Below are 25,910 nucleotides of genomic sequence, written 5' to 3'. Positions count from 1 at the left end.
TAAGCCATTACCTGTTTAGGATTTTTACTTTTGTAATAAATATGTTTATACAATGAAAACAGTTATAAAAATACTTTTTATCATCTTTTTATTATGGATGATAACTGGCGCCTATTTGTTAAATATAGAACATCCCAAAGCACAAATAGTAATGGGATTAGGGGTTATGTATATGTCTTTTATATTAATGCCCTTATTTATTTATCATAGGTACAAAGATGGAAAGTATAAAAAATACGTTATCAATAATGATAAGGACAAAAAAAAAGCTGAGGATTAATCCTCAGCTTTTTTTATTTTATATCACCTCTTTATTGTAAAGTAGGCGAATAGTTCGTTGGATAATTATCTGGCTTTGCTAAACCATTTTTTCCAACACTAAAGTTAGATCCATATGTTGCATCAATAGCTGCTAACATTTTATTAGCCATTAAAGCATATCCTCTACCTGTTAAATGAATTCCATCCAAACCAACTAAACCACCAGTTACCAAACTAGTATTCATATTGTAACGTCCAAATTCTAAACCAACTGTAGAGGCTTCTTGTAAAATTGCTTTAAAATCTACAAAAGCATACCCGTTTGCATCAGCCATTGTCTTAAGACTTGTATTATAAGCATCTGTTGCTGCTTGAATTTCTGCCTGCTCACTAGGAACTAAAACCCATTTATCTTCCAATGGTAAAGACACCCCTTCTACAGAAAACATTCCTGCTAACTGTTGTGGTAAACCTTGAGCCATTAAAAATTGAACAGAATCCGTATTTACCTCTCCTATCACATTCTTACTAGGTAGCACTAATAAATCATCAGCCGTTGCTTGTCTTGCTTGCCCATAGTAAGCTCCTAATAAACCTGCTACTTTCTGTAAAGTAGTATTGTCTGTAGGCAAACCAAAACTCGCTACAAAAGGAGGGAAAGTTGGACTAGCTAAAAAAGCCTGCGTCATTTGATCTCCAATATACACTAATGATTCATCCTTAATAACTACAGCACTAGCAGCATCTGTAGCAAAAACTATTGAACGCTCTGGAACTCCTAGCGCTGCAAAAACACCATTAATTGCTCCAAAAACATTGTTTAACGTAGGTATTTGTGAACCAAAACTTGGGTTACTTGGATCTAATGGTGCGTACGGTACAGTTGTAAAATGAGGTAAACTTGTAATATATGGTAAGTTTGCCACTACACCTTTTGCTCCTGTTGCTTTTAAAGCCGTTTCAACCGTACCTAAAGCAAAATCAAAAGTTGCTGTAGCTGTAATTGGACTAGATCCATCACCTCCTGAGATGGCATATCCTAACACATCGTTTCCTCCAAACTCAGACAACGTAAAAAATGTTGGGCTTTGACTAACTGCTAATTCAATAATAGAAGCGTCTGTATTGCCTGCCACTCTTACAGCATAAGGGTTTGCAGCTGCTGGGAAATTAGCTAAATTCCCATATCCTGGTGCAATAAAATGTGTACTCTTAGCTCCTGGTACTCCTACATTATTAAATGGCCCTGTTGGGTTATTTAATGCAAAATCAGTAGTTGATATTGCCGCTGGGTTAACATTACTTAAAGATATTGGTCCCTCACCATTGAAAGTTAATCTTACATCAAATAACCTTTCTCCAGTTACTGGATGTAGTACAGGATTTCCTGCTAAAATTAAACCTCCATAATTATCATTCATTAAGGGTTGTGTAAAATTTCCTCCACCAACCATAGCAAATTTTTTAGCTAAAGTATTTGGAAAAGAATTTTCTTGACCTGTTTTAAACAAAGCATTATCTGTAAAACCAGCTGTAAAAGATGCTCCAATGGCAACATATTTTGAAAAGTCTGCACTACCAGCACTTAATGCTATCGTACTTTCTGCTTCACCTTTTATTTCGGGTAAATTATTATCTACATCACAGGCAACAAAACCTAAAAATAACGCAGATAAAAATGTATATTTTACTGTATTTTTCATTGTTGAATTTTTTTAGTTATTGATTGTCCAAGAGATATAAAATTGAGAACCTATTGCACCTACTCCTGGAGCACTTAAATACTCTTTTCCTGTTAAATTAGAACCTCCTACTTTAAATACAGACTTAATTGAAGGAATTGTATAGTTAACTTGAGCATCCAGTACCGTTCTTTCTGATACTGTACCTTCTAAGAAAGTTGATTGCCAATAAAATTCATTTTGCCAACGAGCACTTACATTAAATCCAAAATTTTCAAATAGGTTAGAATGTCCAAACTGTGCTTTTACTTTATGTTCTGGTGTATTGAATCCAGCTTCAAAATCAGGATCCTTAGCTTGGTCGAAATCAAATTTAGACCATGTATAGTTTAATCCTACATCGAATCCATTAAAAATCTTAGTATTTAATCCTAACCCTACTCCGTAAGAATTTACATCAACCGTTGAATTTGTTTTTACACTAAAAGTTCTTACCTTGTCTCTATCTCTTAACTCAGATAAAGTAGGGTTTGTATTATTCTCATCTAAAAGAACCACCACATTTTTATTTGAAATAAAATCAGAATACATATTATAGTAGGTACTAAAATCAATTGATATTTTATTTTCTCCTAATGGAAGCGCAGCACGATAACCAATCTCAAAAGATTTTACTTTTTCAGGCTTTACTAAGGATGTTTTTACTAACTCAGGATTATCTGCATCAATTGATGCAGCAGAATACCCTCTATTAAGCACATCCTCTCCTGTCAAAGTATAATTATTATTTGATGAATCGGTAGTCGTTGTAGAAAAACGACCAATATTATCTGGTGCTGTTCCTAAAATATATCCTGCTCCTGTAGCCAAACCAATATATTGATCTTGTGTAGTTGGATTACGGAAACCTGTTTGGAATGATGCTCTAAAGTTATGGTTCTTCATTTCTCCTGCGGCATATGCTAATGAGACTCTAGGTGTAAAATTACCATTAAAATTATCTGACTTATCATAACGTGCAGAAGCTGTTAATTTTAAGCGATCGTCCATCATTTTCTTTTGAATCTGTGTATATACACCGTATTCTCCATACTTAATAGGTCCATCATTATCAGTATAAATAGTTCCATAAGAATTTAGTCTATACTGTCTGTAAGAACCTCCTACTTGTACCTCTGCCCAGTCGATATAATCACGTAAGTTTAAATTACCATCAGCATGATAGTAGCTTGTATTATCTCTAAACTTCGAACCTGTTAATAAGTCTGGATCTGATGTTACTTCATTAAATAATCTCGTAAATTCAGCTGAACCTGGTTCTGGTCTTCCTGTATCAGCAACAGCTCTTGCAGCTGCATGATTTGAAGCAGGAACTCCAGGTATTGCTCCTAAATAAGCCGCAGCATATTGTTGGAACCAATCAGAATTAGGCTTCCACTTACTATTAATATTAATGGCAGCAAAACGAGTATCGTATGAGTCTCCTGCATCTTCACCTGCATAATATCCTCTTACAAAGAAGTTTTTACCTCTTACCTCTAATTTATGCTGTTCCATAAAGAAGTTTTTCAGGCTGTAACGGTTTTGTCCTTGATAAATAGTATTACCTCTACCATATTTAGAGTTCCAGATTATTTCAACACGATCATTACCTAAAGGACGGTAATGAATTGCCCCATTAAACTTCACACTCTTAGCCTCATTAGACATTAAATCAACTTCTCTATAACCTGTTCTACTAACTTTTCCAATAGCACCACCTAAATCAACAGACACCTCATCACCATATGTATTCACCCCATCATAATTAGGATCATCTGCATGACTAGTCCCTGAAATATACGTTTCTCCAATTCCTCTTGTATTTCTGTAATCTGTTGCGTGCCACTCTTCTCCTTTTAAATATGACAAGCTAGCTTTCACTGCAAAATAATCATCAAAAGCATGTGCCATTTTAATTGTAGCATCATAATAACCATTATCTCCTGCTGCTTCTTGACTTGTTAAACCTGCTTTTAATCCTACACTAATTCCTTGTTCATTAAAAGGGTTTTCACTTTGCATTAACATGATACCATTAAATGCATTGGCACCATATAGGGCTGAAGCAGCTCCAGGTAAAATTTCTACACTTTTAACATCTACTTCAGAAATTCCTAATAAATTTCCAATTGCGAAGTTTAAGGCTGGAGATGCATTATCCATTCCATCTACCAACTGAACGAAACGCTCGTTACCAAAAGTAGCAAAACCACGAGTGTTAACTGACTTAAAAGTTAAACCTCCTGAGTTAATATCCACTCCTTTTAAATTTTCTAGTCCATCGTAATACGATGCAGAAGCTGTATTTTTAATCGCTCTTGAATCAAAACGTTCAATCGTTACAGGTGATTCCATAACACGTTCTGGAGTTCTCGAAGCCGATACAACTACTTCATCTAAAGAAGTTGCATTTTCTGTTAAACTAACCTCAACCACTTGATTGTTTGTTGTTATTTCAACAGTTTTTGGTTGATACCCTAAAGAAGAGATTTCAATAGTAAACGGCGGGGTATCAGTTACCGTCATGGTAAACTTACCGTCAAAATCAGTAGAAGTACCTACTGCTTTTCTTGAAACTTTAATGTTTGCTCCTGGTATTGGTTCACCTAACGAGGCGTCTTTAACCGTACCAGTGAAGGTAGTCTGAGCAACCATTATTGCAGTGCCAAATAGCACAAATGCAACTAGTAATAGTTTTTTCATCATAATGTAAAATAATTTGTTAACTGTAGTGCAAAATACAATTTTTTTTCATTTGCTAAATATTTAGCGCTTTTTTTTAAAATTCCACTAATTTATCACTTAAAAGTTTAGTAATTCCAAATTTTACATTTTATTCTCAAATTATTATCTATCCTCTTTTACAAATTGTATTTTTGCCTAAACTTATTTGCAACCTTGGAAATTACACATTCAATTTTTGATTTCATTCCTACTCAAAAAACAATAGTAACCATTGGTACTTTTGATGGTGTACATGTTGGGCATCAAAAAATCATTGAAAAACTAGTACATGAAGCAAGGTCTAATGGTAAAAAATCAGTACTACTTACTTTTTTTCCACACCCAAGAATGGTATTACAAAAAGATGTTGCTATTAAATTAATCAATACTATTGATGAACGTGCACAACATCTTGAAAAGTTAGGATTAGATTACTTAATAATCCATCCTTTTAGCAAAGAATTTTCAAGACTTACTGCCTTAGATTTTGTTAGAGATGTTTTAGTTAATCAACTTAATATCTCTAAGTTAATTATTGGCTACGATCATCACTTTGGAAAAAACAGAGAAGGTAATATCGAACAACTAACGGAATATTCACATTTATATGATTTTACGGTTGAAGAAATTCCTGCTCAAGATATTGACGAAGTTTCAGTAAGTTCAACCAAAATTAGAAAAGCCCTTGCTAATGGACAGTTAAAAACTGCTAATAACTATTTAGGGTACAACTTTTCTCTAACTGGAAAAGTAGTCAATGGAAAACAATTAGGAGGGAAAATTGGATTTCCAACAGCCAACATTGATGTTCCTGAACACTATAAATTAATTCCAAAAACTGGAGTTTATGTCGTAAAGTCTACTATAGAAAACTCTATTGTATATGGAATGATGAATATTGGTAATCGTCCCACAGTTGATGGCGAACATCAAACCATTGAAGTTCACTTCTTCGATTTCAACCAAAACCTATATGGTAAAGAATTAACAATTGAGCTATTATATTTTTTAAGAGATGAACAAAAGTTCGATTCTGTTCCTGATTTAATTTCCCAACTTGAAAAAGACAAACAAACTTCTTTAAACTACCTTAAAAACAATTAGCCTCTGGCATTGCTTAAGTCTGTTGCTTATTTTATCTTTGCTTTTCTAAAAAAATAAAAGATGTTACAGGTTCAGTTTATTAGAGAAAACAAACAAACTGTTTTAGAAGGGTTAGCAAAGCGTAATTTTGCTGATGCAGAAACAATTATTGAAGAAGTATTAACCGCTGATGAAACGCGTAGAGCTACACAAGTTTCATTAGATAATATTTTAGCTGAATCTAACAAAATATCCAAGGAAATTGGTGGGTTTTTTAAATCTGGTAAAATTGAAGAAGCAAATCAGTTAAAAGCAAAAACAGGTGAATTAAAAGAGCAATCTAAACAACTAACTGAAGAACTGAACCTTGCTGCTGACAAGTTAAATGAATTGTTATACCAAATTCCTAACATTCCTCATGCTTCAGTAAAAGCAGGAAAGAATGAGGAGGACAATGAAGAGATTTTTAAAGAAGGTATTATTCCTGATTTAGGAGAAAATGCTTTACCTCACTGGGAGTTAGCAAAGAAGTATGATATTATCGATTTTGATTTAGGTGCAAAAATTACTGGTGCTGGTTTTCCTGTGTATAAAGGAAAAGGGGCTCGTTTACAACGTGCTTTAATCAACTATTTCTTAGACAAGAATACGGCTGCTGGTTATAAAGAAGTGCAGGTTCCTCATTTGGTAAATGAAGCTTCAGGTTTTGGTACCGGTCAGTTACCTGATAAAGAAGGACAAATGTATCATGTAACAGGTGACAATTTGTATTTAATCCCTACAGCTGAAGTTCCAGTAACTAACATGTTTAGAGATGAAATAGTACAAGAAAATGATCTACCTATTACTGTAACAGGTTACACACCTTGTTTCCGTCGTGAGGCAGGAAGTTACGGTGCACATGTTCGTGGTTTAAATCGTTTACATCAATTTGATAAAGTTGAGATTGTTCGTATTGAGCACCCTGATAATTCATACAATGCCTTAAATGGAATGGTAGAGCACATTAAAGATATTTTACGTGAGTTAAAATTACCGTATCGTATTTTACGTTTATGTGGCGGTGATACAGGATTTACCTCTGCCCTAACATTTGATTTTGAGTTGTATTCAACTGCACAAGAGCGTTGGTTAGAAATTAGTTCTGCTTCAAATTTTGAGACTTTTCAAGCAAATCGTTTAAAATTACGTTTTAAAAATAAAGAAGGAAAAAGTCAGCTAGTACACACTTTAAATGGAAGTTCTTTAGCTTTACCTCGTGTATTAGCGGGTATTTTAGAGAATTATCAAACTGAAAACGGAATTAAAATTCCAGAAGTATTAGTTCCATACTGTGGTTTTGATATGATTGATTAATAATCTTTCGCTTATAAAAAATAAAAAATCCCAAGCCTCAATTACGACGCTTGGGATTTTTAATTAATCAATCCCCATTGAAAAAAATATCTTTAATTGGCAACCACAGCTACCATTAATCTCTTGTATTTGTTCATTTCTAACAGTGCTTCAAAATATTGAGTTATTTGACCTTTTCTCATAAACTCATTTGCATTCTGCTTTGCTATCTCGTATTGTGTAGTAAAGTTTTTCATAGTATACATTGTTTAATTGTTGTTATCAATAAGACAAAGTTCGTGCCAAAATGTTACATTACTTTTCAAAAAACCACCACTTTTAATAGTATTTTAACAATTATGTTCTGTATTTTTGATAGATGAAAAGAACCATTATTTTATTTAATTTATTGATTTTGAGCTTATTTTGTTACGCACAACAAAACGAGTTTATTATTGCTGAAAATTATTTTAGAAATAATGAATACGAAAAAGCAATTCAACTGTATAAGCAATTATACGATCAAAGCCCATATAACACTAATTACTTAAAAAGGTTAATCACCTGTTATCAAGAAACAGAGCAATTTACTACAGCTGAAAACCTTCTTACTGAAAAATTAAAAGAAAAACCTAACTTAACTTATTTGCATGTAGTTCTTGGGTACAACTTTGAACGTCAAGAAAAAATAAACGAAGCAAACAACCAATATCAAATAGCGATAAAGTCTGCTGATCAAAAAAACAGTTATGGTACTTTAATTGCTGGGTTATTTAAAAGCTATAACAAATTAGATTTTGCTATTGAAGTTTATCGAAAAGTAATGGCTAACAATCCAAAAGCTAATTACGGATTTCAACTAGCCCAAATTTATGGTGAAAAAGGAGATTTTGAACAAATGTTTCAATCTTATATAGACTTGGTTGATAAAAACGATAATTACCTCAACAATGTAAAACGCTATACAGGCAAATACATTAATGATGATAGCGAAAATGAAAACAATATGCTGTTTAAAAAAGCATTGTTACGAAAATCGATAAGCAACCCTAAAGATGTTTGGAATGACTTACTCGCTTGGTTATTTATCACCCAAAAAGAATATAACAAAGCATTTATCCAAGTTAAAGCTTTATTAGCTAGGAATCCTGACAATTTGGGTAAGATTAATGATCTTGGTAAGATTTCTTTAGAAAATAAAGATTACGAAACTGCAAAAAAGTGTTTTGATATTGTTATTGACAAAACCAATTATCCAAAAGATAAGTTTAACGCTATTAATAATAATTTAAAAATAGCTATTGCTACCAAACAACCCAATATTGATGAGCGTTTTAATGCTATTTTTAAAGAATATGGGGTCAATAACCAAACACTATTTACTCAAATAGCTTATGCTAACTATTTAACATTTACAAAAAACACCCCGCAAGAAGCTTCTCTTATTTTAAAAAAAGCTTTAACCTTTGCGAATTCAAAATTCATGAAAGCTTCTATAAAATTAAAATTAGGTGATGTTTTGGTGTACATGGGTAAATTTAATACAGCCTTAATTTATTTTTCTCAAGTGCAAACAGAGTTTAAAAATCATTATTTGGGTCAAGAAGCTCGCTTTAAAGTAGCGCAAGCCTCTTATTTTAAAAATGATTTTAAATGGGCTAAAGCACAATTGAAAATATTAAAAGGATCTGCAACACAATTGATTGCAAATGATGCTGCCGATTTATTTCTTACCATCTCTGATAATGAACCTAAAGATAGTATCCCTTCTGGACTAAAAGAATATGCCAAAGCCGATTTGTTAGCTTTTCAGAATAAAAACGACAAAGCTATTGCTATTCTAAACGATGTTATCAAAAACTTTAAAGGGCAGCCTATTGAAGACGAAGCACTATTTAAACAAGCCCAATTATTTAGTAAAAAAGAACAGTATGAAGAAGCTATTTTAAACTATGGTAAAATAATTGCATTAGATCATACAGGAATTTATGTCGATGATGCATATTACCATATAGCAGAATTGTACAATAACGAATTAAATGACCCCGAAAAGGCCAAAGAGTACTATCAAAAGATTATTTTTGACCACCCATCAAGCATCTATTTAGTTGATGCTCGAAAAAAATATAGAAAATTAAGAGGAGACAATATTTAATGAACTAATCTGAATAATATGTACATATACAACGTAACGGTAAATATAGACGAAAGTATTCATGCTGAATGGCTAGTTTGGATAGAAAACCACATTCCTGAAGTATTAGCTACAGGACATTTTTTAAGTGCAAAAATGACACAAGTTTTGGTAGAAGAAGAAATGGGGGGTATCACTTATTCAATTCAATATACTGCAAAAACTCGTGAAGACTTAGACAACTACTATAAACATAGCGCTGAAAAATTGCGAAACGACGGGTTAAAAAAGTTTGCCGACAAAATGTTAGCTTTTCGTACCGAGTTAAAAGTAGTAAATGAGTTTTATCCAACTGTAACTAGTAATTAAACTATGAAAAAACTATTTGCTTTATTACTCTTATCTTTAGTTGTTTTTGGCTGTAAAAAAGAAACAAACAAGAGTGACTCTAAAATTATTGAGATTGTAAAAACGTCACGCAATACCTACCAACATATTTCATTTTTAAAAACAGAAACCTTTGGGAATGTTCCTTGTAATGGAATGGTTGTGGTAAATGACAATGAAGCATTAATCTTTGACACTCCTGCAACTACAGAAGCCACAGAAGAATTAATTAACTGGGTAAAAGACTCTTTAAAGTGTGAAATCAAAGCAATTATCCCAACACATTTTCATGTAGATTGTGTAGGTGGTTTATCTGTATTTCATCAAAAAGGAATCCCTTCTTATGCTAACCATTTAACAAATGAATTAATTGACACAAAAGAAGCTAGTTTACCAGAAAACACATTTAATGGGAGAAAAGAGTTTTTTTTAGGTGATAAAAAAGTAATTGCTCAGTTTTTTGGAGAAGGGCATACTAAAGACAATATAATTGGTTACTTTCCAAATGATAATATTCTTTTTGGAGGGTGTTTAATAAAAGCTGATAATGCTTCAAAAGGAAACTTAGATGATGCTAACATTTCTGATTGGTCATCAACAGTAAAGAAAATAAAAGAAAGTTATCCCGATATAAAAACTGTTATCCCTGGGCATGGTGATAGCGGTGGTGTGCAACTTTTAGATTACACTATTAAAATGTTTGAAAAATAGAGAAACAATGACCGTAAGAGCGAAAAAACATTTAGGACAGCATTTTTTAACCGATGAAAACATTGCTAAAAAAATAGCAGATACCCTTACCGAAAAAGGATACGATAATGTATTGGAAATTGGTCCAGGTATGGGAGTTTTAACCAAATATTTGCTAGAAAAAAAACCAAAAGTTACGGTTATGGAACTTGATTCAGAATCGGTAACTTATTTACAAGAAACTTTTCCTATTGAGCATATTAAGCTAGATACCTCAAAAGAAAAGTTCAACATTATTGAAGGTGACTTTTTAAAGAAGAATTTTACAGAGACCTTTAATCAACAACAAGTGGCTATTATTGGAAACTTTCCTTACAACATTTCATCACAAATTGTTTTTAAAGCTATTGAAAACCGTGAGTATGTCCCTGAATTTTCAGGAATGTTTCAAAAAGAAGTAGCGCAACGAATTGCCGAGAAAGAAGGTAGTAAGACCTACGGAATATTATCAGTATTAACACAAGCTTTTTACGATGCTGAATATTTATTTACGGTTCCGCCCTCAGTATTTAATCCGCCACCTAAAGTAGATTCAGGAGTTATTCGTCTTATTAGAAAAGAAAATTACACACTCCCTGTTGATGAAAAATTATTTTTTAGAGTAGTAAAAACAGCTTTTAATCAACGAAGAAAAATGCTTCGCTCTAGCTTAAAATCTTTCAATCTTTCGGATAGCTTAAAAGAAGACCCTATATTTGCGATGCGTCCCGAACAATTATCGGTACAAAAATTCATTGAATTGACCCAAAAAATAGCTCAAGACAATAGTTAAGAGATGATTTGAAAATAAACAAGTCTTATTTTGAATTAGATTTCGGAGTATTCAAATCTTGATTACCGAGTAAAATCGTAAACGATGGCATTAGAAATTACAAAAGACTTATTAGAACACGTAGAAGATCTAATACAAACTCAAAAAGATACTACTCTTTCTGAGTTCTTTTCAGACTTTCACCATGCAGATATTGCAGAGGTGTTAGATGAGTTATCTTTTGAAGATGCTGTCTATATCATCCGTTTACTTGATAGTGAAACTACATCTGATGTATTGATGGATGTAGATGAAGAGGTACGCGAAAAAATTCTAGAGCAACTTTCAGCCAAAGAAATTGCTGAAGAAATTGATGAATTAGATACCGACGATGCTGCCGATGTTATTGCCGAACTTCCTGAAGAGCGAAAGCAAGAAGTAATTCAACAAATTGAAGACCGTGAACACGCCAAAGAAATTGTTGAGTTATTACGTTATGATGAAGACTCCGCAGGTGGTTTAATGGCTAAGGAATTAGTGAAAGTAAATGAGAACTGGAATGTACTTACCTGCGTAAAAAAAATGCGTCAACAGGCTGAAGAGGTTACCCGAGTACATTCTATTTACGTAGTAGATGATGGAGGAAAACTAAAAGGTCGTTTATCATTAAAAGACTTATTAATGGCTTCTACTCGTTCAAAAATATCTGATGTTTACATTCCTAAGGTAGATTCGGTAAATGTAAATGACAAAGCAGAAGAGGTGGCTAATATCATGCGTAAGTATGATTTGGAAGCCATTCCTGTTGTAGATGAATTAGGCGTTTTGGTAGGAAGAATTACTATTGACGATATTGTTGATGTAATTAAAGAAGAAGCTGAAAAAGATTATCAATTAGCAGCCGGTATTACGCAAGATGTTGACTCTGAAGACAGTGTTTTACAATTAACTAAAGCTCGATTACCTTGGCTATTTTTAGGTATGGTTGGGGGACTAAGTGCTGCTAGTATTATGGGGATTTTTCAAGATGCTATGGAAAAAAGTCCCATCCTTTTTTTGTTCACCCCTTTAATTGCAGCGATGGCTGGTAATGTTGGAGTACAATCATCAGCAATTATAGTTCAAGGATTAGCGAATGATGGAATTAAGGGGTCTTTATGGAATCGTTTATTAAAAGAAGTTTCGTTGGCAATGCTAAACGGAGCAATTCTTGCTATTTTATTATTCTTATTTGTATGGATAGCCAAAGGGGATTTTCAAGTAGCCGCCGCTATTGCTATTTCATTATTTTCAGTAATTATTGTAGCTGGTTTAGTGGGCACTTCTATTCCTTTAGCTTTGGATAAATATGGTATTGACCCCGCAATTGCTACGGGACCTTTTATTACTACCAGTAATGATATTTTTGGAATTTTAATTTATTTTTCTATAGCCAAAATAATTATTGGCTTTTAATCTATAGATTCTACTTTTTCTATCAAGTTATCTATTTTTCCTTTCGGAATAAATCCTTTAAGCATTAACACCGCTCCAAAAACAATTAAAAGCACTCCCATTCCTCTTTTTATACGATAAATTACCAATGGTGTTAATTTACTTTTAAGCTGTTTGGCTAGTAGTATTTTTCCTAAATCGGTAATTCCATATCCTGCTATAACTGTAGCAAAATACCAAAATAAATAGGTTGGGTTCATATCATAGGTAGGTCCAATAACCACAATTAAACCTAACCAAAATGCCAATACACCTATATTAATAAAGTTTAAAAAGAATCCTTTTAACAATAATTTCAAGTAGTTATTACTTTCAGGAATTATTACATCAGAAGCTTCTGTTTCTTTTTTATTGTTTTTATCTAAATACGTTAATAATCCATAAATAATTAGCACTAGACCACCAATAAGAAATAAACGTGGGTCGTCTTTTATCTCTTCCAACAAACTTCTACTCCCATAATAGGCAATTAACATGAAAGAAATATCTCCTAAAATTACCCCTAAGTCAAAAGCAATTGCCGCTCTAGCACCTTTTAAAATACTAGTTTTAATTAACATAAAAAACACTGGCCCAATCATAAAAGCCATAAAAACACCTACTAAAAAAGCGTTTTTAAAATCGTAAAAATCCATAGCTATAAAATTACGCCTTTACCTAAACATCATCAAAGTCTATTACTATTTTCTGCGTTGTTGGATGTGCTTGACATGTAAGTATTAAACCTTCTTCTAATTCATCATCAGTTAAAATAGAATTTTTTGCCATTACTGCTTTACCTTCAGTAACTTTAGCTATACAACTACTACAAACCCCTCCTTGACACGAGTAAGGCGCATCTAATTTATGACGTAAAGAAGCTGCCAAAATAGTATCGGTTTTCTCCATCATAAAAGTGTGTTCTTCATCATCTAACACCACTTTTATCTCCGATTTTCCATCTGGAATGTGTAATGCTGCTTCTTCATCTGAAATAGTAGCCGTAAATAATTCAAAGTAAATGTCTCTTTCATCAAACCCATCTTCTTGAAGTGTCTCAGAAACCGTTTGAATCATTTCTTCAGGACCACATAAATATGCCGAATTAAAAGAAATATCTTTATGAAGGTTCTTTACAAAATAATTTACAAGCCCTTTATCAATTCTACCTAATTTACTATTGGTTCTCACCTCTTGGCTAAACACATAGTGTAAATTAAATTGAGTAGGATATTTAACTACTAAATCATTTAACTCATTGTAAAAAATGGTCTTATCTGCCTTTTTATTTCCAAAAACTAAGGTAAAGGTTGAAGTAGGTTCGTTTTCTAGCACCGTTTTCACCATTGATAAAACAGGTGTAATTCCACTTCCTGCAGCAAATGCAATATAGTTTTTTTGAGGTTGAGGTTCTAAAATGAATCTCCCTTCTGGTTCAGAAACCTCTAAAAAAGTGTCCTCTTTCAGTTTTGTGGTTGCATAGGTTGAAAATATTCCGTGATCAACGGCTTTTACAGTCACTTTAATTTGCTTACTGTTAGGAGAAGCACATATAGAGTACGCTCTTCTTATTTCCCTATTATCTAAGGTAGTTTTTACAGTAATATATTGTCCTGCAACAAAAGTATAATCTTCTTGTAATTCTGCTGGAACATCAAATAAGATAGAAACAGCCTCTGGTGTTTCTTTTATTATTTTTTCTATACGTAGTTTATGAAATGTAGACATCTATTCTATTTAAAGAACTACAAAAATAAGAAACTCAACACGAACTAAAGTTAGGGTTATTATAAAACTTTAATTCTCCTACTTTTTGCCTTCAACTACAATTACTATTTCTCCTTTGGCTGGTTTTTCAGTATAATATGATAATACTTCTTTTACACTTCCTCGTTTGGTTTCTTCAAATAGTTTGGTCAGTTCTCTAGAAACCGATATTTGTCTGTCTTCACCAAAATATTCAGCAAAGTTTGTCAGGGTTTTTAATAATTTATGCGGACTCTCATAAAAAATCATCGTACGTGTTTCTTCAGCTAAGAACTGTAAACGTGTTTGACGTCCTTTTTTTACGGGTAAAAAACCTTCAAAAACAAACTTATCATTCGGCAAACCAGAGTTTACCAATGCAGGTACAAAAGCAGTCGCTCCAGGTAAACACTCTACTTCAATGTTGTTTTGTACACAAGCTCTAGTCAATAAAAAACCAGGATCAGAAATAGCGGGAGTACCAGCATCCGAAATTAATGCAAACGTTTCACCACTTTGTAAACGTTTTACAATTGTATCTACCGTTTTATGCTCATTGTGCATATGATGCGATTGCATTGGTGTGGAAATATCAAAATGCTTAAGTAGTTTTCCGCTTGTACGTGTATCTTCAGCTAAAATATAATCTACTTCTTGTAAGACTTTAAGCGCTCTTAACGTAATGTCTTCTAAATTCCCAATGGGTGTGGGTACCAAATACAATTTGCTCATACAACAAAACTACAAAGTTTTTGGTCTAAAAAGTTAGGAATCTCCACCTTTTTGTACTTTTGCTATATGTCGAACGACCTATTGAAAAACATTCAGATTCCTGCTGATTTGCGTAAACTAACATCAGAAGAATTGCCTCAACTTGCCCAAGAATTGCGTGAGTTTATTATTGATATAGTTGCTACAAAAGAAGGGCATTTAGGCGCTAGCTTAGGTGTGGTAGAACTGACCATTGCTCTCCATTATTTATTTGATACTCCAAACGATTTGTTAGTTTGGGATGTGGGACATCAAGCATACGGACATAAAATTTTAACAGGAAGAAAGGATGTTTTTCATACCAATCGTCAATTTGACGGGATTTCTGGCTTTCCAAAACGCTCAGAAAGTGAATATGATACTTTTGGTGTTGGACACTCCTCTACGGCTATTTCAGCAGCTTTAGGAATGGCAATTGCTTCTAAATTACAAGGCATTGAAAAACATCATATAGCGGTGATTGGTGATGCTTCTATTGCAAGTGGAATGGCTTTTGAAGCCTTAAATCATGCTGGAGATACCAATGCAAATCTTTTGGTTATTCTAAATGATAATGCGATTGGTATTGATCCGTCTGTAGGTGCTTTAAAAGATTATTTAACGAAAATCAAATCTCCTCGATTAGAAGTTGAACAACACAATATTTTCGAGGCATTAAACTTCGATTATTCTGGCCCCATCGACGGACATAACTTTGAAGAATTACTCTCAGAATTAGAACGCTTAAAAAATATTCAAGGCCCAAAGTTTCTGCATGTAATTACTACCAAAGGAAAAGGGTTACGACAGGCTGAACAAGATCAGGTAAAATACCATGCTCCAGGGAAATTTGATAAAATTTCTGGAGATGTATTACCAAAAGAAGAAAGTAAGTACACCAAATTTCAAGATGTTTTTGGAAAAACCATTGTTGAGCTAGCTCAACAAAACGAAAAAGTTGTGGGTATTACTCCCGCAATGTTGACAGGAAGTTCCTTAAAATTTATGTTAGATGCTTTTCCTGATAGAACTTTTGATGTAGGTATTGCGGAACAACATGCAGTAACATTGTCTGCAGGTATGGCTACCCAAGGACTGATTCCTTTTTGTAACATTTATTCTACCTTTTTACAACGCGCTTACGACCAAGTAATTCACGATATAGCTTTGCAAAACTTACCTGTAATTTTTTGTTTAGACAGAGCCGGATTGGTTGGTGAAGATGGAGCAACACATCATGGGGTTTTTGATTTGGCCTACTTGCGTTGTATTCCAAACCTTATTGTATTTGCTCCTCGTAACGAAATTGAGTTGCGTAATATGATGTTTACTGCTCAACAAGGATTGGAGCATCCGATTGCAATTCGTTACCCAAGAGGTAAAGGAAAACTAGAACAATGGCAGCTTCCTTTTGAAAAAATTGAAATTGGGAAAGGAGTTTGTTTAAAAGAAGGAACTCAACTAGCAGTGTTATCTATCGGAACTATTGCTGATAATGTATCAGAAGCGATTAATCAGCTTGAAAATAAAGAAGTTGTTGCACATTACGACCTGCGTTTTGTAAAACCTTTAGATAGGCAACTTTTAAATACTATTTTCAAAAAGTTTGATACCGTTATCACTATTGAAGATGGCACCATCAAAGGTGGATTTGGAAGCGCGGTATTAGAAAATGCTTCCGAAGTAAATTATCAAGGAAAAATTAAACTATTGGGTGTTCCTGATGAATTTATACATCATGGTACTATTCAACAATTACAGGAAGTATGTGAGATAGATTCAAACTCTATCAAAAAAACAATTCAAAATTTATTATAAAAAAGGCGAAATACTGAAGTATTTCGCCTTTTTATTTTTAGTAGTTACTATTTATTTCTTCACTATTTTTTCAGAAAGTTTCTTTTGTCCTAATTCATCATAAATTTCCAAAACATACACTCTTTTATTAGGAATTATAGAAAGGTCAATCGAATTATTAATTACTGGAATCTCTACCATTTTTTTTCCTGCCATGTCTATTACTTTAGCAATCCATAAAGTCGTATTCTTTTCTCCTTTTATGTAAACTTTTTCAAACACAGGATTTGGATAAATAGTTATTTCTGAACTTTTTGCTACTTCTTCTTGAGTACTTTTTAGTTGCATTCTCGCAGAAGTATTTAAACATACTTGCTTCGTTTCTGAAGAGCCAAAACTTCCTCCTGAAGCTAATACGTCTCCTTTACTATTAGTTATTTCATATGAACCACTTCCGTAACTACAACAGATACCATCTCCATACTCATCATTAATAGTAAATTCATAACACCCTATAGGTAAACATTCGGAAACAGTAACAGATTCTCCATTTCCTTGAGTATAATTACCGCCACTTAAAACTGTTTCTCCATTACTATTTTTCAAAGTCCAAGAAGTTTCAGAAGAGTACTTATCAAATGTAATAGCCACATTTAAATCTTCACAATTTGGTGTTTCTCCACCACCTCCATTATCAGAGCTTCCTGTACTATAAGTAACTACCAGCTTTGGTGCATTAGAACTACTTCCATCATATGACTCTGCCGTTCGCTCACCTGTTCCTGAAATATAAAACATCATTGAATTACCCGAACTCCAATTAGATTTGCTTACAATGTATTGTACTAACGCTTTTAAACTTGGTGTTCTTTGATCTGTACCAGATGCTCCAACTGAATTCCAAGGGTTTGGACTCCAAGCAACCGACTGACTATAATAACTTCTTAAAGTAATATTATAGCTTTGAGTAGTTATATCTGGCGCATTTGATGAGTCTTGAACCTTTACTGTTAATGAGGTGCTACCAGAATTTGTTTCATCTGTTGTAAATTGAATATATGCGTCTGTTATTGTTGCATTAGCTGGGATGCTCAAATTTCGGAATAGCATACCTATATGCTGATTTCCTTTTGAACTTCCGTCGTATACCAATTCCAAATCAGAGCTATTCATATACATGGTTCCTGAAGATTGGTACTCTTCTGCATCATCATTTGACCCGTTAATTACGGAAGTAATAGTCTTCGAAACACTACCTACAAAAACTGTAACTTCTTCTGAAGTTGTTTCGTTTCCTTCATTATCTGTTGCTACTGCTTTAATCGTATATGATTGGTTGTCAACACTAGGAACCCAGTTATACGAATATGGACTACTTGAATCAGTTCCTAACAACAAATTGTTTACATAAAACTTAACATTTGAGATAGTTCCATCACTATCTGTTGCGGTAGCTGCTATCGTTACCGATGTATTTACTGTATGTGATGATCCTGATAATGGACTTGTGATTGTAACTTCTGGATAGCTAACATTGCTATTCGTAATTGTTACCACACTACCATTAGACGGATTCCATATATCTAAATTTGATGGTATTGTAAATGGGTTTTGATTTGAAACGACACCTACACTACTTGCATTATCTACCTTAATAGTTCTAACTTCTATTTTAGATTCTTCTACAAAAATCCATTTAAATTGATTGAATGTACTTGCGTTTCTTGTCCAGTTTTTTGAATCGTCAGATGAACGTAATGGTGCTCCCCAGCAACCTTCTCCAACATAAACAGTTCCATTAACATCATCTCGAACAAAACCTTCGTCACAATTGCTTCCACTAGAACAAGGTTTTACTGGCCATGTTGTTTTTACCGTATGTGAGTCTGACTCGAATACTAAATTCACTCCTTTATCATAAAACAATTGCGACCAATTTGAGTACTCATCATTTCCTTCAGATTTTGATGATACATGTGGACGCATAGGTTTATGGTATTGAGCAGATTTCCAAATAGAGTTATTGGTATTCAATTTTTGACTTAACCATGAATACTGAGTCCCTCCAGCAGAAATCTCAGAGTTCAATGTATAAATTGTATATAGATTATTTCCAAATGTGATATCGTAATAAACACTCGTTGAAGGAACATTAAATAAGTTATAAATACTATTGTTTGATCCTTCATGGTTTCCTCTTGTCGGCACTATAGGAAACATTCTTCCATCACTTGCAGTAGTATATTGCCAATCGTTAAACCAATCTTGCCATTCAGAGTCAGAATCACCATTGGTCATGTCTCCTCCAAAAAATACAGCCGTAGGTTTTAATTTAGAAACTAATAAATTAGCGTCTCTTCTTGGTGTTCTGTTATTTCTTGAATCACCACCTGCAATAAACGACATCTTATCATTCGTGTTCGGAGCCGTTTTAAACCAAAAACGACTGCTTACACCTTCGCTATCTTTAATTACAAAATAGTAATTTGTGTTTGGGGTTAATCCTGTTAACTGAGCAAAATTGTTATTCATTCCTTTATAAGAAACAGAACGATCTACAGATTTTGAGTTTGTGTAATTAGACCAGTTGGTCCCATTATCAGTCGTACCATAATATACAACTGGGTTAGATCCCGAAATTTGATTCCAACCAATCATTATAGTGGTTGCAGGGTTGTCTGTAATAATTAATCGGTACTTATCATTAGATCCGTAAGTACTAAAAAAGACTAAAAATAACAGTGCGAAAATAGTTTTTCTCATGGTGAGGGGGTTGATTTTGTGTTAGTTGAAAACAAATATATTTTTTCCTCTTTAAATCAACTGATTATATTTACTAAATTTAATTGTATAATAATCTGGTTAACATTAATCTAACTATAGTTTTATAGTTTACTAATCTTATTTTAACAAACTACGTGAGCCCTATTTTTACATTTGTTTAAACCTTTATTTATGAATAACAAAACCCTTCTTCAGTTCTTAAAAATTAGTTCTTTTTTTATTTTTATAGGTAGAGCCTATCAACATTTATTCTGGGATGCTCCCTACAGAAGTTTTTTTTGGGATCAAAAATTACTAGAGCCTATAATTAACTTTGTTTTTGATACTACTTGGCAATCATATGTTACTAACCTTAACACTGACCATTCCATACAAATTTTAACAAGAAGCATAGGTATATTGTATTTAATATGCGCTATTATTTCAATCGTTATTCATGAAAATTCAAAAAAATGGATGCGAAGTATATTGACATTAGGCGCAGTAAGCTTAATATTTTTAGCTTTAATGATAACTAAGGATAAGTTTTATCACTTAATAATGTTTTTTGAACATACAATTCAATTTGGAGTACCTATTGCTTTATTATACTTCTTAAAAGATAAAAACACTTCGCTCTTAATTTTTTACTTAAAAGTTTTTATTGCATTAACTTTTACTTGTCATGGAATGTATGCTATTGGTGTTTTTTATCCTTTACCAGGCAACTTTGTAACAATGACGTTAAACATATTACCTATTCAGGAAGAAATGGCTAAAAACCTGCTATTTTTAGCTGGTATCTTAGATTTTATTATTGCTATTGCTATATTCATTCCTAAACTTTCAAAACCAGCTTTGGTATATGCTTGTTTTTGGGGCTTTATAACGGCTTTTGCTAGAATTATAAGTGGCTTGCATTACGACATCTCTTTAAGCATTGTACATCAATACATATATTTAACAATTTACAGATTACCACATGGAATAATCCCCTTATTGGTTTATCTATATCTAACTAAAGAGAGTTCAAAAAAAATAGTGGTTTCTGAAAATTTAGCCTCCGCTTAATTTTTTCGTTAACTAGTTGTTTTATATTGGGTTTATACTTGCTTTCTCATCAGTAGAATCTCTAAGAAGTAAAAACTTTCAGAAACTAATAGTTTCAAAGTTTTATATTCGCCTGATAAACCCCTTAAATTACAATATATGAAAGTACTGTTTAGAACTTTGGTTTGTTCATTCTTAATCCTATCCTGTAGTGATAAAGAAACTATTCCTAATGTTGACCTTAAAAGCTACTCGTTTGACTCAGAAACTAACTCTAATTTAATGTTTCAAGATGGCGAAGAAATGTCTACAATGACTTCGGAATGGAGAGCTTATGAAATTAGTAAAGTAATACGAGTAAAACCTATTGACAACAAAACAATTGAAGTTGCAAATTTTGCCCCTATTGATTTTGAAGATGTTACAATAACAGCTTCGATTAAAGGATTTACAAAACCAATTAAATTGTTCAAAATTGCTAAGATTAGAGCTCATGGTAAACAAGAAATTAAGTATCCGTTTGTAGATAATTCGTCTTTATTTTTAAATACAAGTAATCAAGAAGTAGATCTTTCAACTTTTAAAGAAAGTGGTATTGCACCTGAAGATATTACATTTGATTTTAAAGGTGACAGTAAAGTTGTTCAACAACTTAAAGGTTTAACCAAATTAAAATGGGTTATCAAATATCATGATTTTGACCCAGAGAATAACCCTGATAATAATTGGGCTGAAGATATTACTGCGAAAGATATTCGTCGCTTTTCTGGTTTAGTTATTAATATGGGGTTAGTGTTTGCTTCTAATGATTTTAAAAACGAATTTATAAATGAAAACATCATAGGTAATGATGGAACAACCTCATTAACAAAAAGTGAAAAAGAGGCTGCTTATAATTTAATTATAAATAAAACACGTTATAACTGTGGTAAAGTAGTTAATGTTTCTGGTTTAGGAGGTGGTTCTACTCTTGGTTTTGCCGAACATGTACTTAGAGACTACATTCGTAAAGAAACAGGTTTTATTACAGCACACGAAATAGGTCATACAATAGGTTATAATCATTCTTCTAACATGACATACCCGCATGAGGTTGATGGTGTCAGTATTGGTATTAGCCCAGTTACAACTCGAATTATGAACCAGTTTTTCGAAAACGGATCATATCCTGTTACTCCTGAGAATTATTACCTTTCATCAGACATTGAATAAATATCAAATTAAATACAAAAGAAAAAGGTTGTCTTAATAGACAACCTTTTTTATATAACTTTACTAAGTACTTCTAGTTATTTAAAGCTTCTGCTCCACCAACGATTTCTAAGATTTCGTTTGTAATAGCAGCTTGACGAGCTTTGTTATAAGTTAATAATAACTCATTACGTAATTCCGTAGCATTATCTGTTGCTTTGTGCATTGCAGTCATACGAGCACCGTGTTCGGCAGCAAATGAATCACGAATTGCTTTGTATAATTGCGTTTTTAATGACTTAGGAATTAACTCCATTACAATTTCTTCTTTAGAAGGCTCAAAAATGTAATCTAAATTTACATTAGCATCACCTTCTACAGGTTGAATTGGTAAGAATTGCTCTACTTGTGGTATTTGAGTAGCTGCGTTTTTAAATCTATTGTAGATGATTTCAATCTTGTCGTAAGAACCTTCTACATATAAATTCATTAACTGTTCAGCAATTAAAGCTACGTTATCAAAAGTTAAGTCATCAAAAACATCGTTTCTGTTTTCAATTACTTTGTATTCTTTTGATAAAATGTCGTTTCCTTTTTTACCAATCGTTAATAAATCAACAGCAACCCCGTTGTATTTTTCATTGATTGTTTTAACTGTTTCTTTAATGATAGACGAGTTAAAACCACCACATAAACCTCTGTTAGAAGTTATGCTAACCAATAAAACTTTGTTTACTTCTCTTTGTGTTGAATATACTCCACCTGCATCGCTATCTAAAGTAGCACTTAAGCTTTGTAATAATTCGGTAAGCTTAGATGAATACGGACGCATTGCTGTAATTGCATCTTGAGCTTTTTTCAACTTAGCAGCCGATACCATTTTCATGGCAGAGGTAATCTGCATTGTTGATTTAATCGAAGTAATTCTGTTACGTATTTCTTTTAAGTTTGCCATTTAATTGAACTTAAAATTTATAAAACCCCCGTTGTTACACGGGGATGTTGTTTTTAGTATTATTAAGCTGAAAATTTAGCTGAAATTTCTTTAGCAGCCTCTGTTAAAGTATCAATTACTTCATCAGTTAATTTTCCTGCTTTTAAAGTATCTAAAGTATCTCTATGCTTAGCATTTAAGTACTCTAAATAATCTCTTTCGAATTCTTTTACCTTTTCAACTGGTACATCTTTTAACAAGTTTTTAGAACCTGCATAAATAATAGCTACCTGATCTTCTACAGTAAAAGGATCGTTTTGAGCTTGCTTTAAGATCTCAACGTTACGCTTACCTTTTTCAATTACGTTCATTGTAGCAGCATCTAAATCAGAACCAAACTTAGCGAATGCTTCTAATTCACGGTACTGAGCTTGATCTAACTTTAAAGTACCTGATACTTTCTTCATTGATTTAATCTGTGCGTTACCTCCTACACGCGATACAGAGATACCTACGTTAATCGCTGGACGAACCCCTGAGTTGAATAAATCTGACTCTAAGAAAATCTGACCGTCAGTAATCGAAATTACGTTTGTAGGAATATATGCTGAAACGTCTCCTGCTTGTGTTTCAATAATTGGTAAAGCTGTTAAAGATCCTCCACCTTTTACTTTAGATTTTAATGATTCTGGTAAATCGTTCATTTCTTTCGCGATAGAATCATCAGCAATTACTTTAGCAGCACGCTCTAATAATCTTGAGTGTAAGTAGAATACATCCCCTGGATACGCCTCACGTCCTGGTGGTCTTCTTAATAATAAAGATACCTCACGATACGCTACTGCTTGCTTAGATAAATCATCATAAACAATTAAAGCTGGTCTACCAGTATCACGGAAATACTCTCCAATTGCAGCTCCTGCGAATGGTGCATATACCTGCATTGGTGCAGGATCAGATGCATTTGCAGCAACGATAGTAGTATATGCTAACGCTCCTTTTTCTTCTAACATGTTAGCAATAGCTGCTACTGTTGAAGCTTTTTGACCGATAGCTACATAGATACAGTACACTGGTTGTCCTGCATCATAAAATTCTTTTTGATTTAAGATTGTATCAATAGCAACAGTTGATTTACCTGTTTGACGGTCTCCAATGATTAACTCACGTTGACCACGTCCTACTGGAATCATTGCATCAATAGATTTGATACCTGTTTGCATTGGCTCAGTAACAGGCTCACGGAAGATAACCCCTGGTGCTTTACGCTCTAAAGGCATTTCGAAAGTTTCACCTTCGATTGGTCCTTTACCATCAATTGGTTGTCCTAACGTGTTAACAACACGTCCTACAATTCCTTCTCCAGCTTTTAAAGAAGCAATTCTTTCTGTACGCTTTACAGTAGATCCTTCTCTTACTGAAGTTGAAGCTCCTAATAATACAACCCCTGCATTGTCTTCCTCTAAGTTTAATACGATACCTTCTAATCCGTTATCGAATTCTACTAATTCACCGTATTGTACGTTAGATAATCCATAAACACGTGCAATACCATCACCTACTTGTAATACAGTCCCTACTTCGTTTAATGAAGCCTTAGACTCAAAATTTGTTAATTGTTCCTTTAAAATTGCTGATACTTCAGCTGGTTTAATTGCTGCCATCTTATTTCTTTTGATGTATAATTAAATTTTTGGAATGTAATGACCGTTGTCAAACTCTCTCCTTAACTTATTAAATTGATTAGAGATACTTGCATCGTACTGCACATCTCCAACACGTAAGATAAATCCTCCTAAAATATCAGGATTTACTATATTTTCAATACTAGCGTTGTTACCAGTAAGGGCAACGATTTTTGCTTGTATTTTATCTTCTAATTCATTTGTTAAAGCTACTGCAGTAGTAACTTTAGCAACTTGCATGCTTTTGTAATGATCGTATATAACAGTATATTGCTTTGCAATATCCTCTAACATTATCATACGCTTATTCTCCTCAAGTAAGTTGAATACTCCATTTACAATAGTATCAACTTTATCACCAAAAAGAGCAGTTAACACTTTACTTTTATCTGCAGCTTTGATAATAGGACTTTTAAGCATGGCATCTAAATCAGCGCTTTCAGCAATAGTACTTGCGATTAACTTCATGTTATCGTTTACTAAAGCCTCATTTCCTGATTCTTTAGCTAAGTTTAAAATTGCTTTGGCGTAACGTAATGCTGTTCTTGCTTCTTTCATCTACTTGATTAGTTTAAAATAACCTCTTCTAACATTCCTTCAACAAGCTTTAACTGGTCATCTTGTGAAGCTAATTCTTTTCTTACAACTTTCTCAGCTATTTCGATAGATAAGTCTCCAACTTTCTTTTTTAACTCAGCAATAGCTGCTTGTTGCTCTTGTTTAATAGTCGCTTTAGCATTTTCAATTAAGATAGTCGCTTGTTCATGCGCTTCTTCTTTAGCTTCAGCAATAATAGTATCTTTAATTTCACGAGCTTCTTTCATCATTGCATCTCTCTCAGCTCTAGCTTCTTTTAACAATCTATCATTATCTGCTTGTAAGTTTTGCATTTCTTTACGAGCATTTTCTGCTTCATCTAATGCATTTTGAATACCTTCTTCTCTTTCTGTTAAAGAGTTCATAATTGGTTTCCAAGCAAACTTAATCATTAAGAAAAGTAAGATTACTAAAATGATTGCTTGCATAATAAACAACCCTGGAGAAAAATCATTTAATAACTGATCCATTGTATATGAAATTTATTCTTTTATTATTTTGTTTTGTTTAATTTGAAAACATTTCCTGCAACCAACCGTTACAGGAAAATGTTTTACTCTTGTTTTGTTTCGGAATTATTTTCCTAAGATTAAAGCACCGAATGCTAAACCTTCTAATAATGCTCCGATGATGATCATCGCTGTTTGGATTTTACCAGCTGCCTCAGGTTGACGAGCAATTCCTTCCATTGCTTTTCCACCGATTTGACCTAATCCGATTCCTCCACCGATTACGATTAATCCTGCTCCAATTAAATTGTACATACTAATTGATT

At 33.1% G+C, this 25,910-nt stretch carries 23 protein-coding genes; 11 read left to right on the top strand and 12 right to left on the bottom strand.

The annotated features are described in order from the left end of the window. The first annotated feature begins 52 nt into the window (after window positions 1-52). Window positions 53-280, top strand: a complete 228-nt coding sequence (locus ACQY6M_RS09695; RefSeq protein WP_428741605.1) for a hypothetical protein — start codon at window positions 53-55, stop codon at window positions 278-280. 31 nt (window positions 281-311) lie between these two features. Here the strand turns inward: ACQY6M_RS09695 and ACQY6M_RS09690 are convergent, their stop codons facing one another. Together ACQY6M_RS09690 and ACQY6M_RS09685 are read right to left on the bottom strand one after the other, a co-directional pair. Then, a complete protein-coding gene (locus ACQY6M_RS09690; protein ID WP_428741606.1) occupies window positions 312-1,964 on the bottom strand; it encodes a G-D-S-L family lipolytic protein in 1,653 nt (550 codons plus the stop codon). A 12-nt stretch (window positions 1,965-1,976) separates the two neighbouring features. Beyond that, entirely contained in the window at window positions 1,977-4,691 is a 2,715-nt protein-coding gene (locus ACQY6M_RS09685; protein ID WP_428741607.1) for a TonB-dependent receptor, read from the bottom strand. A gap of 192 nt (window positions 4,692-4,883) precedes the next feature. On the opposite strand from ACQY6M_RS09685, the gene ACQY6M_RS09680 reads away from it, so the two are divergent. Further along, window positions 4,884-5,813 (top strand): bifunctional riboflavin kinase/FAD synthetase, encoded by a 930-nt coding sequence (locus ACQY6M_RS09680; protein ID WP_428741608.1) that lies wholly within the window; start codon window positions 4,884-4,886, stop codon window positions 5,811-5,813. Window positions 5,814-5,873: 60 nt separating this feature from the next. Continuing rightward, window positions 5,874-7,148, top strand: a complete 1,275-nt coding sequence (gene serS / locus ACQY6M_RS09675) for a serine--tRNA ligase (RefSeq protein WP_428741609.1) — start codon at window positions 5,874-5,876, stop codon at window positions 7,146-7,148. Between the two features lie 92 nt (window positions 7,149-7,240). Here serS and ACQY6M_RS09670 read toward each other — a convergent pair whose 3' ends face one another. Continuing rightward, window positions 7,241-7,384, bottom strand: coding sequence for a hypothetical protein (locus tag ACQY6M_RS09670; protein WP_166627718.1), 144 nt, complete (start codon window positions 7,382-7,384; stop codon window positions 7,241-7,243). A gap of 122 nt (window positions 7,385-7,506) precedes the next feature. On the opposite strand from ACQY6M_RS09670, the gene ACQY6M_RS09665 reads away from it, so the two are divergent. The 5 genes from ACQY6M_RS09665 to mgtE all read left to right on the top strand — a co-directional run bounded on the left by ACQY6M_RS09665 (window position 7,507) and on the right by mgtE (window position 12,604). After that, a complete protein-coding gene (locus ACQY6M_RS09665; RefSeq protein WP_428741610.1) occupies window positions 7,507-9,282 on the top strand; it encodes a tetratricopeptide repeat protein in 1,776 nt (591 codons plus the stop codon). An 18-nt stretch (window positions 9,283-9,300) separates the two neighbouring features. Next, window positions 9,301-9,630: a DUF4286 family protein gene (locus ACQY6M_RS09660; protein WP_428741611.1), complete on the top strand. Its 330-nt coding sequence runs from the start codon at window positions 9,301-9,303 to the stop codon at window positions 9,628-9,630. 3 nt (window positions 9,631-9,633) lie between these two features. After that, on the top strand, window positions 9,634-10,359 hold the full coding sequence (gene bla, locus ACQY6M_RS09655; RefSeq protein WP_428741612.1) for a subclass B1 metallo-beta-lactamase: 726 nt from the start codon (window positions 9,634-9,636) through the stop codon (window positions 10,357-10,359). A gap of 7 nt (window positions 10,360-10,366) precedes the next feature. Continuing rightward, on the top strand, window positions 10,367-11,170 hold the full coding sequence (gene rsmA / locus ACQY6M_RS09650) for a 16S rRNA (adenine(1518)-N(6)/adenine(1519)-N(6))-dimethyltransferase RsmA (RefSeq protein ID WP_428741660.1): 804 nt from the start codon (window positions 10,367-10,369) through the stop codon (window positions 11,168-11,170). Window positions 11,171-11,254: 84 nt separating this feature from the next. Then, complete coding sequence (gene mgtE, locus ACQY6M_RS09645) at window positions 11,255-12,604, top strand: magnesium transporter (protein ID WP_428741613.1); 1,350 nt, start codon at window positions 11,255-11,257, stop codon at window positions 12,602-12,604. On the opposite strand, the gene ACQY6M_RS09640 is transcribed toward mgtE, so the two are convergent. The 3 genes from ACQY6M_RS09640 to rsmI all read right to left on the bottom strand — a co-directional run bounded on the left by ACQY6M_RS09640 (window position 12,601) and on the right by rsmI (window position 15,100). Then, window positions 12,601-13,278 carry a LysE family translocator gene (locus ACQY6M_RS09640; RefSeq protein ID WP_428741614.1) on the bottom strand — a complete coding sequence of 226 codons (678 nt, stop codon included), beginning with the start codon at window positions 13,276-13,278 and terminating at the stop codon, window positions 12,601-12,603. The genes mgtE and ACQY6M_RS09640 overlap by 4 nt on opposite strands. Before the next feature lie 22 nt (window positions 13,279-13,300). Further along, a complete protein-coding gene (locus tag ACQY6M_RS09635) occupies window positions 13,301-14,350 on the bottom strand; it encodes a 2Fe-2S iron-sulfur cluster-binding protein (RefSeq protein ID WP_428741615.1) in 1,050 nt (349 codons plus the stop codon). A 78-nt stretch (window positions 14,351-14,428) separates the two neighbouring features. Continuing rightward, a complete protein-coding gene (gene rsmI / locus ACQY6M_RS09630) occupies window positions 14,429-15,100 on the bottom strand; it encodes a 16S rRNA (cytidine(1402)-2'-O)-methyltransferase (protein WP_428741616.1) in 672 nt (223 codons plus the stop codon). A 66-nt stretch (window positions 15,101-15,166) separates the two neighbouring features. Between rsmI and dxs the strand changes: the two genes are divergently transcribed. Then, window positions 15,167-16,936 carry a 1-deoxy-D-xylulose-5-phosphate synthase gene (gene dxs / locus ACQY6M_RS09625; RefSeq protein WP_428741617.1) on the top strand — a complete coding sequence of 590 codons (1,770 nt, stop codon included), beginning with the start codon at window positions 15,167-15,169 and terminating at the stop codon, window positions 16,934-16,936. 51 nt (window positions 16,937-16,987) lie between these two features. Here the strand turns inward: dxs and ACQY6M_RS09620 are convergent, their stop codons facing one another. Beyond that, complete coding sequence (locus tag ACQY6M_RS09620; RefSeq protein WP_428741618.1) at window positions 16,988-19,678, bottom strand: Ig-like domain-containing protein; 2,691 nt, start codon at window positions 19,676-19,678, stop codon at window positions 16,988-16,990. A 192-nt stretch (window positions 19,679-19,870) separates the two neighbouring features. Between ACQY6M_RS09620 and ACQY6M_RS09615 the strand changes: the two genes are divergently transcribed. Both ACQY6M_RS09615 and ACQY6M_RS09610 read left to right on the top strand, forming a co-directional pair. After that, complete coding sequence (locus tag ACQY6M_RS09615; protein WP_428741619.1) at window positions 19,871-20,749, top strand: hypothetical protein; 879 nt, start codon at window positions 19,871-19,873, stop codon at window positions 20,747-20,749. 138 nt (window positions 20,750-20,887) lie between these two features. Continuing rightward, window positions 20,888-21,940 carry a hypothetical protein gene (locus ACQY6M_RS09610; RefSeq protein ID WP_428741620.1) on the top strand — a complete coding sequence of 351 codons (1,053 nt, stop codon included), beginning with the start codon at window positions 20,888-20,890 and terminating at the stop codon, window positions 21,938-21,940. A gap of 73 nt (window positions 21,941-22,013) precedes the next feature. Here the strand turns inward: ACQY6M_RS09610 and atpG are convergent, their stop codons facing one another. From atpG to atpE, 5 genes are all read right to left on the bottom strand, one after another. Next, complete coding sequence (gene atpG / locus ACQY6M_RS09605; RefSeq protein ID WP_428741621.1) at window positions 22,014-22,874, bottom strand: ATP synthase F1 subunit gamma; 861 nt, start codon at window positions 22,872-22,874, stop codon at window positions 22,014-22,016. A 62-nt stretch (window positions 22,875-22,936) separates the two neighbouring features. Further along, window positions 22,937-24,517 (bottom strand): F0F1 ATP synthase subunit alpha, encoded by a 1,581-nt coding sequence (gene atpA, locus ACQY6M_RS09600; RefSeq protein WP_428741622.1) that lies wholly within the window; start codon window positions 24,515-24,517, stop codon window positions 22,937-22,939. A 21-nt stretch (window positions 24,518-24,538) separates the two neighbouring features. Further along, window positions 24,539-25,096: an ATP synthase F1 subunit delta gene (atpH, locus tag ACQY6M_RS09595; RefSeq protein ID WP_428741623.1), complete on the bottom strand. Its 558-nt coding sequence runs from the start codon at window positions 25,094-25,096 to the stop codon at window positions 24,539-24,541. Between the two features lie 8 nt (window positions 25,097-25,104). Continuing rightward, window positions 25,105-25,605: a F0F1 ATP synthase subunit B gene (locus ACQY6M_RS09590; RefSeq protein WP_428741624.1), complete on the bottom strand. Its 501-nt coding sequence runs from the start codon at window positions 25,603-25,605 to the stop codon at window positions 25,105-25,107. Window positions 25,606-25,710: 105 nt separating this feature from the next. Then, complete coding sequence (gene atpE / locus ACQY6M_RS09585) at window positions 25,711-25,899, bottom strand: ATP synthase F0 subunit C (RefSeq protein WP_004569351.1); 189 nt, start codon at window positions 25,897-25,899, stop codon at window positions 25,711-25,713. Window positions 25,900-25,910: the final 11 nt, after the last annotated feature.

The sequence above is a fragment of the Tenacibaculum sp. genome (assembly GCF_050290165.1).
Classification (GTDB): domain Bacteria; phylum Bacteroidota; class Bacteroidia; order Flavobacteriales; family Flavobacteriaceae; genus Polaribacter.
This window is presented reverse-complemented; position numbering and strand designations above follow the sequence as displayed.

Bases quoted from the DNA above. Each gene is read 5' to 3' on its own strand.
- dxs (WP_428741617.1), top strand. From the start codon at position 15,167: ATGTCGAACGACCTATTGAAAAACATTCAGATTCCTGCTGATTTGCGT.
- ACQY6M_RS09690 (WP_428741606.1), bottom strand. From the start codon at position 1,964: ATGAAAAATACAGTAAAATATACATTTTTATCTGCGTTATTTTTAGGT.
- ACQY6M_RS09615 (WP_428741619.1), top strand. From the start codon at position 19,871: ATGAATAACAAAACCCTTCTTCAGTTCTTAAAAATTAGTTCTTTTTTT.
- ACQY6M_RS09590 (WP_428741624.1), bottom strand. From the start codon at position 25,605: ATGGATCAGTTATTAAATGATTTTTCTCCAGGGTTGTTTATTATGCAA.
- ACQY6M_RS09610 (WP_428741620.1), top strand. From the start codon at position 20,888: ATGAAAGTACTGTTTAGAACTTTGGTTTGTTCATTCTTAATCCTATCC.
- bla (WP_428741612.1), top strand. From the start codon at position 9,634: ATGAAAAAACTATTTGCTTTATTACTCTTATCTTTAGTTGTTTTTGGC.
- ACQY6M_RS09685 (WP_428741607.1), bottom strand. From the start codon at position 4,691: ATGATGAAAAAACTATTACTAGTTGCATTTGTGCTATTTGGCACTGCA.
- ACQY6M_RS09620 (WP_428741618.1), bottom strand. From the start codon at position 19,678: ATGAGAAAAACTATTTTCGCACTGTTATTTTTAGTCTTTTTTAGTACT.
- ACQY6M_RS09660 (WP_428741611.1), top strand. From the start codon at position 9,301: ATGTACATATACAACGTAACGGTAAATATAGACGAAAGTATTCATGCT.
- ACQY6M_RS09695 (WP_428741605.1), top strand. From the start codon at position 53: ATGAAAACAGTTATAAAAATACTTTTTATCATCTTTTTATTATGGATG.
- atpH (WP_428741623.1), bottom strand. From the start codon at position 25,096: ATGAAAGAAGCAAGAACAGCATTACGTTACGCCAAAGCAATTTTAAAC.
- rsmI (WP_428741616.1), bottom strand. From the start codon at position 15,100: ATGAGCAAATTGTATTTGGTACCCACACCCATTGGGAATTTAGAAGAC.
- mgtE (WP_428741613.1), top strand. From the start codon at position 11,255: ATGGCATTAGAAATTACAAAAGACTTATTAGAACACGTAGAAGATCTA.
- atpA (WP_428741622.1), bottom strand. From the start codon at position 24,517: ATGGCAGCAATTAAACCAGCTGAAGTATCAGCAATTTTAAAGGAACAA.
- ACQY6M_RS09665 (WP_428741610.1), top strand. From the start codon at position 7,507: ATGAAAAGAACCATTATTTTATTTAATTTATTGATTTTGAGCTTATTT.
- ACQY6M_RS09670 (WP_166627718.1), bottom strand. From the start codon at position 7,384: ATGAAAAACTTTACTACACAATACGAGATAGCAAAGCAGAATGCAAAT.
- ACQY6M_RS09640 (WP_428741614.1), bottom strand. From the start codon at position 13,278: ATGGATTTTTACGATTTTAAAAACGCTTTTTTAGTAGGTGTTTTTATG.
- ACQY6M_RS09635 (WP_428741615.1), bottom strand. From the start codon at position 14,350: ATGTCTACATTTCATAAACTACGTATAGAAAAAATAATAAAAGAAACA.
- atpG (WP_428741621.1), bottom strand. From the start codon at position 22,874: ATGGCAAACTTAAAAGAAATACGTAACAGAATTACTTCGATTAAATCA.
- atpE (WP_004569351.1), bottom strand. From the start codon at position 25,899: ATGTACAATTTAATTGGAGCAGGATTAATCGTAATCGGTGGAGGAATC.
- serS (WP_428741609.1), top strand. From the start codon at position 5,874: ATGTTACAGGTTCAGTTTATTAGAGAAAACAAACAAACTGTTTTAGAA.
- rsmA (WP_428741660.1), top strand. From the start codon at position 10,367: ATGACCGTAAGAGCGAAAAAACATTTAGGACAGCATTTTTTAACCGAT.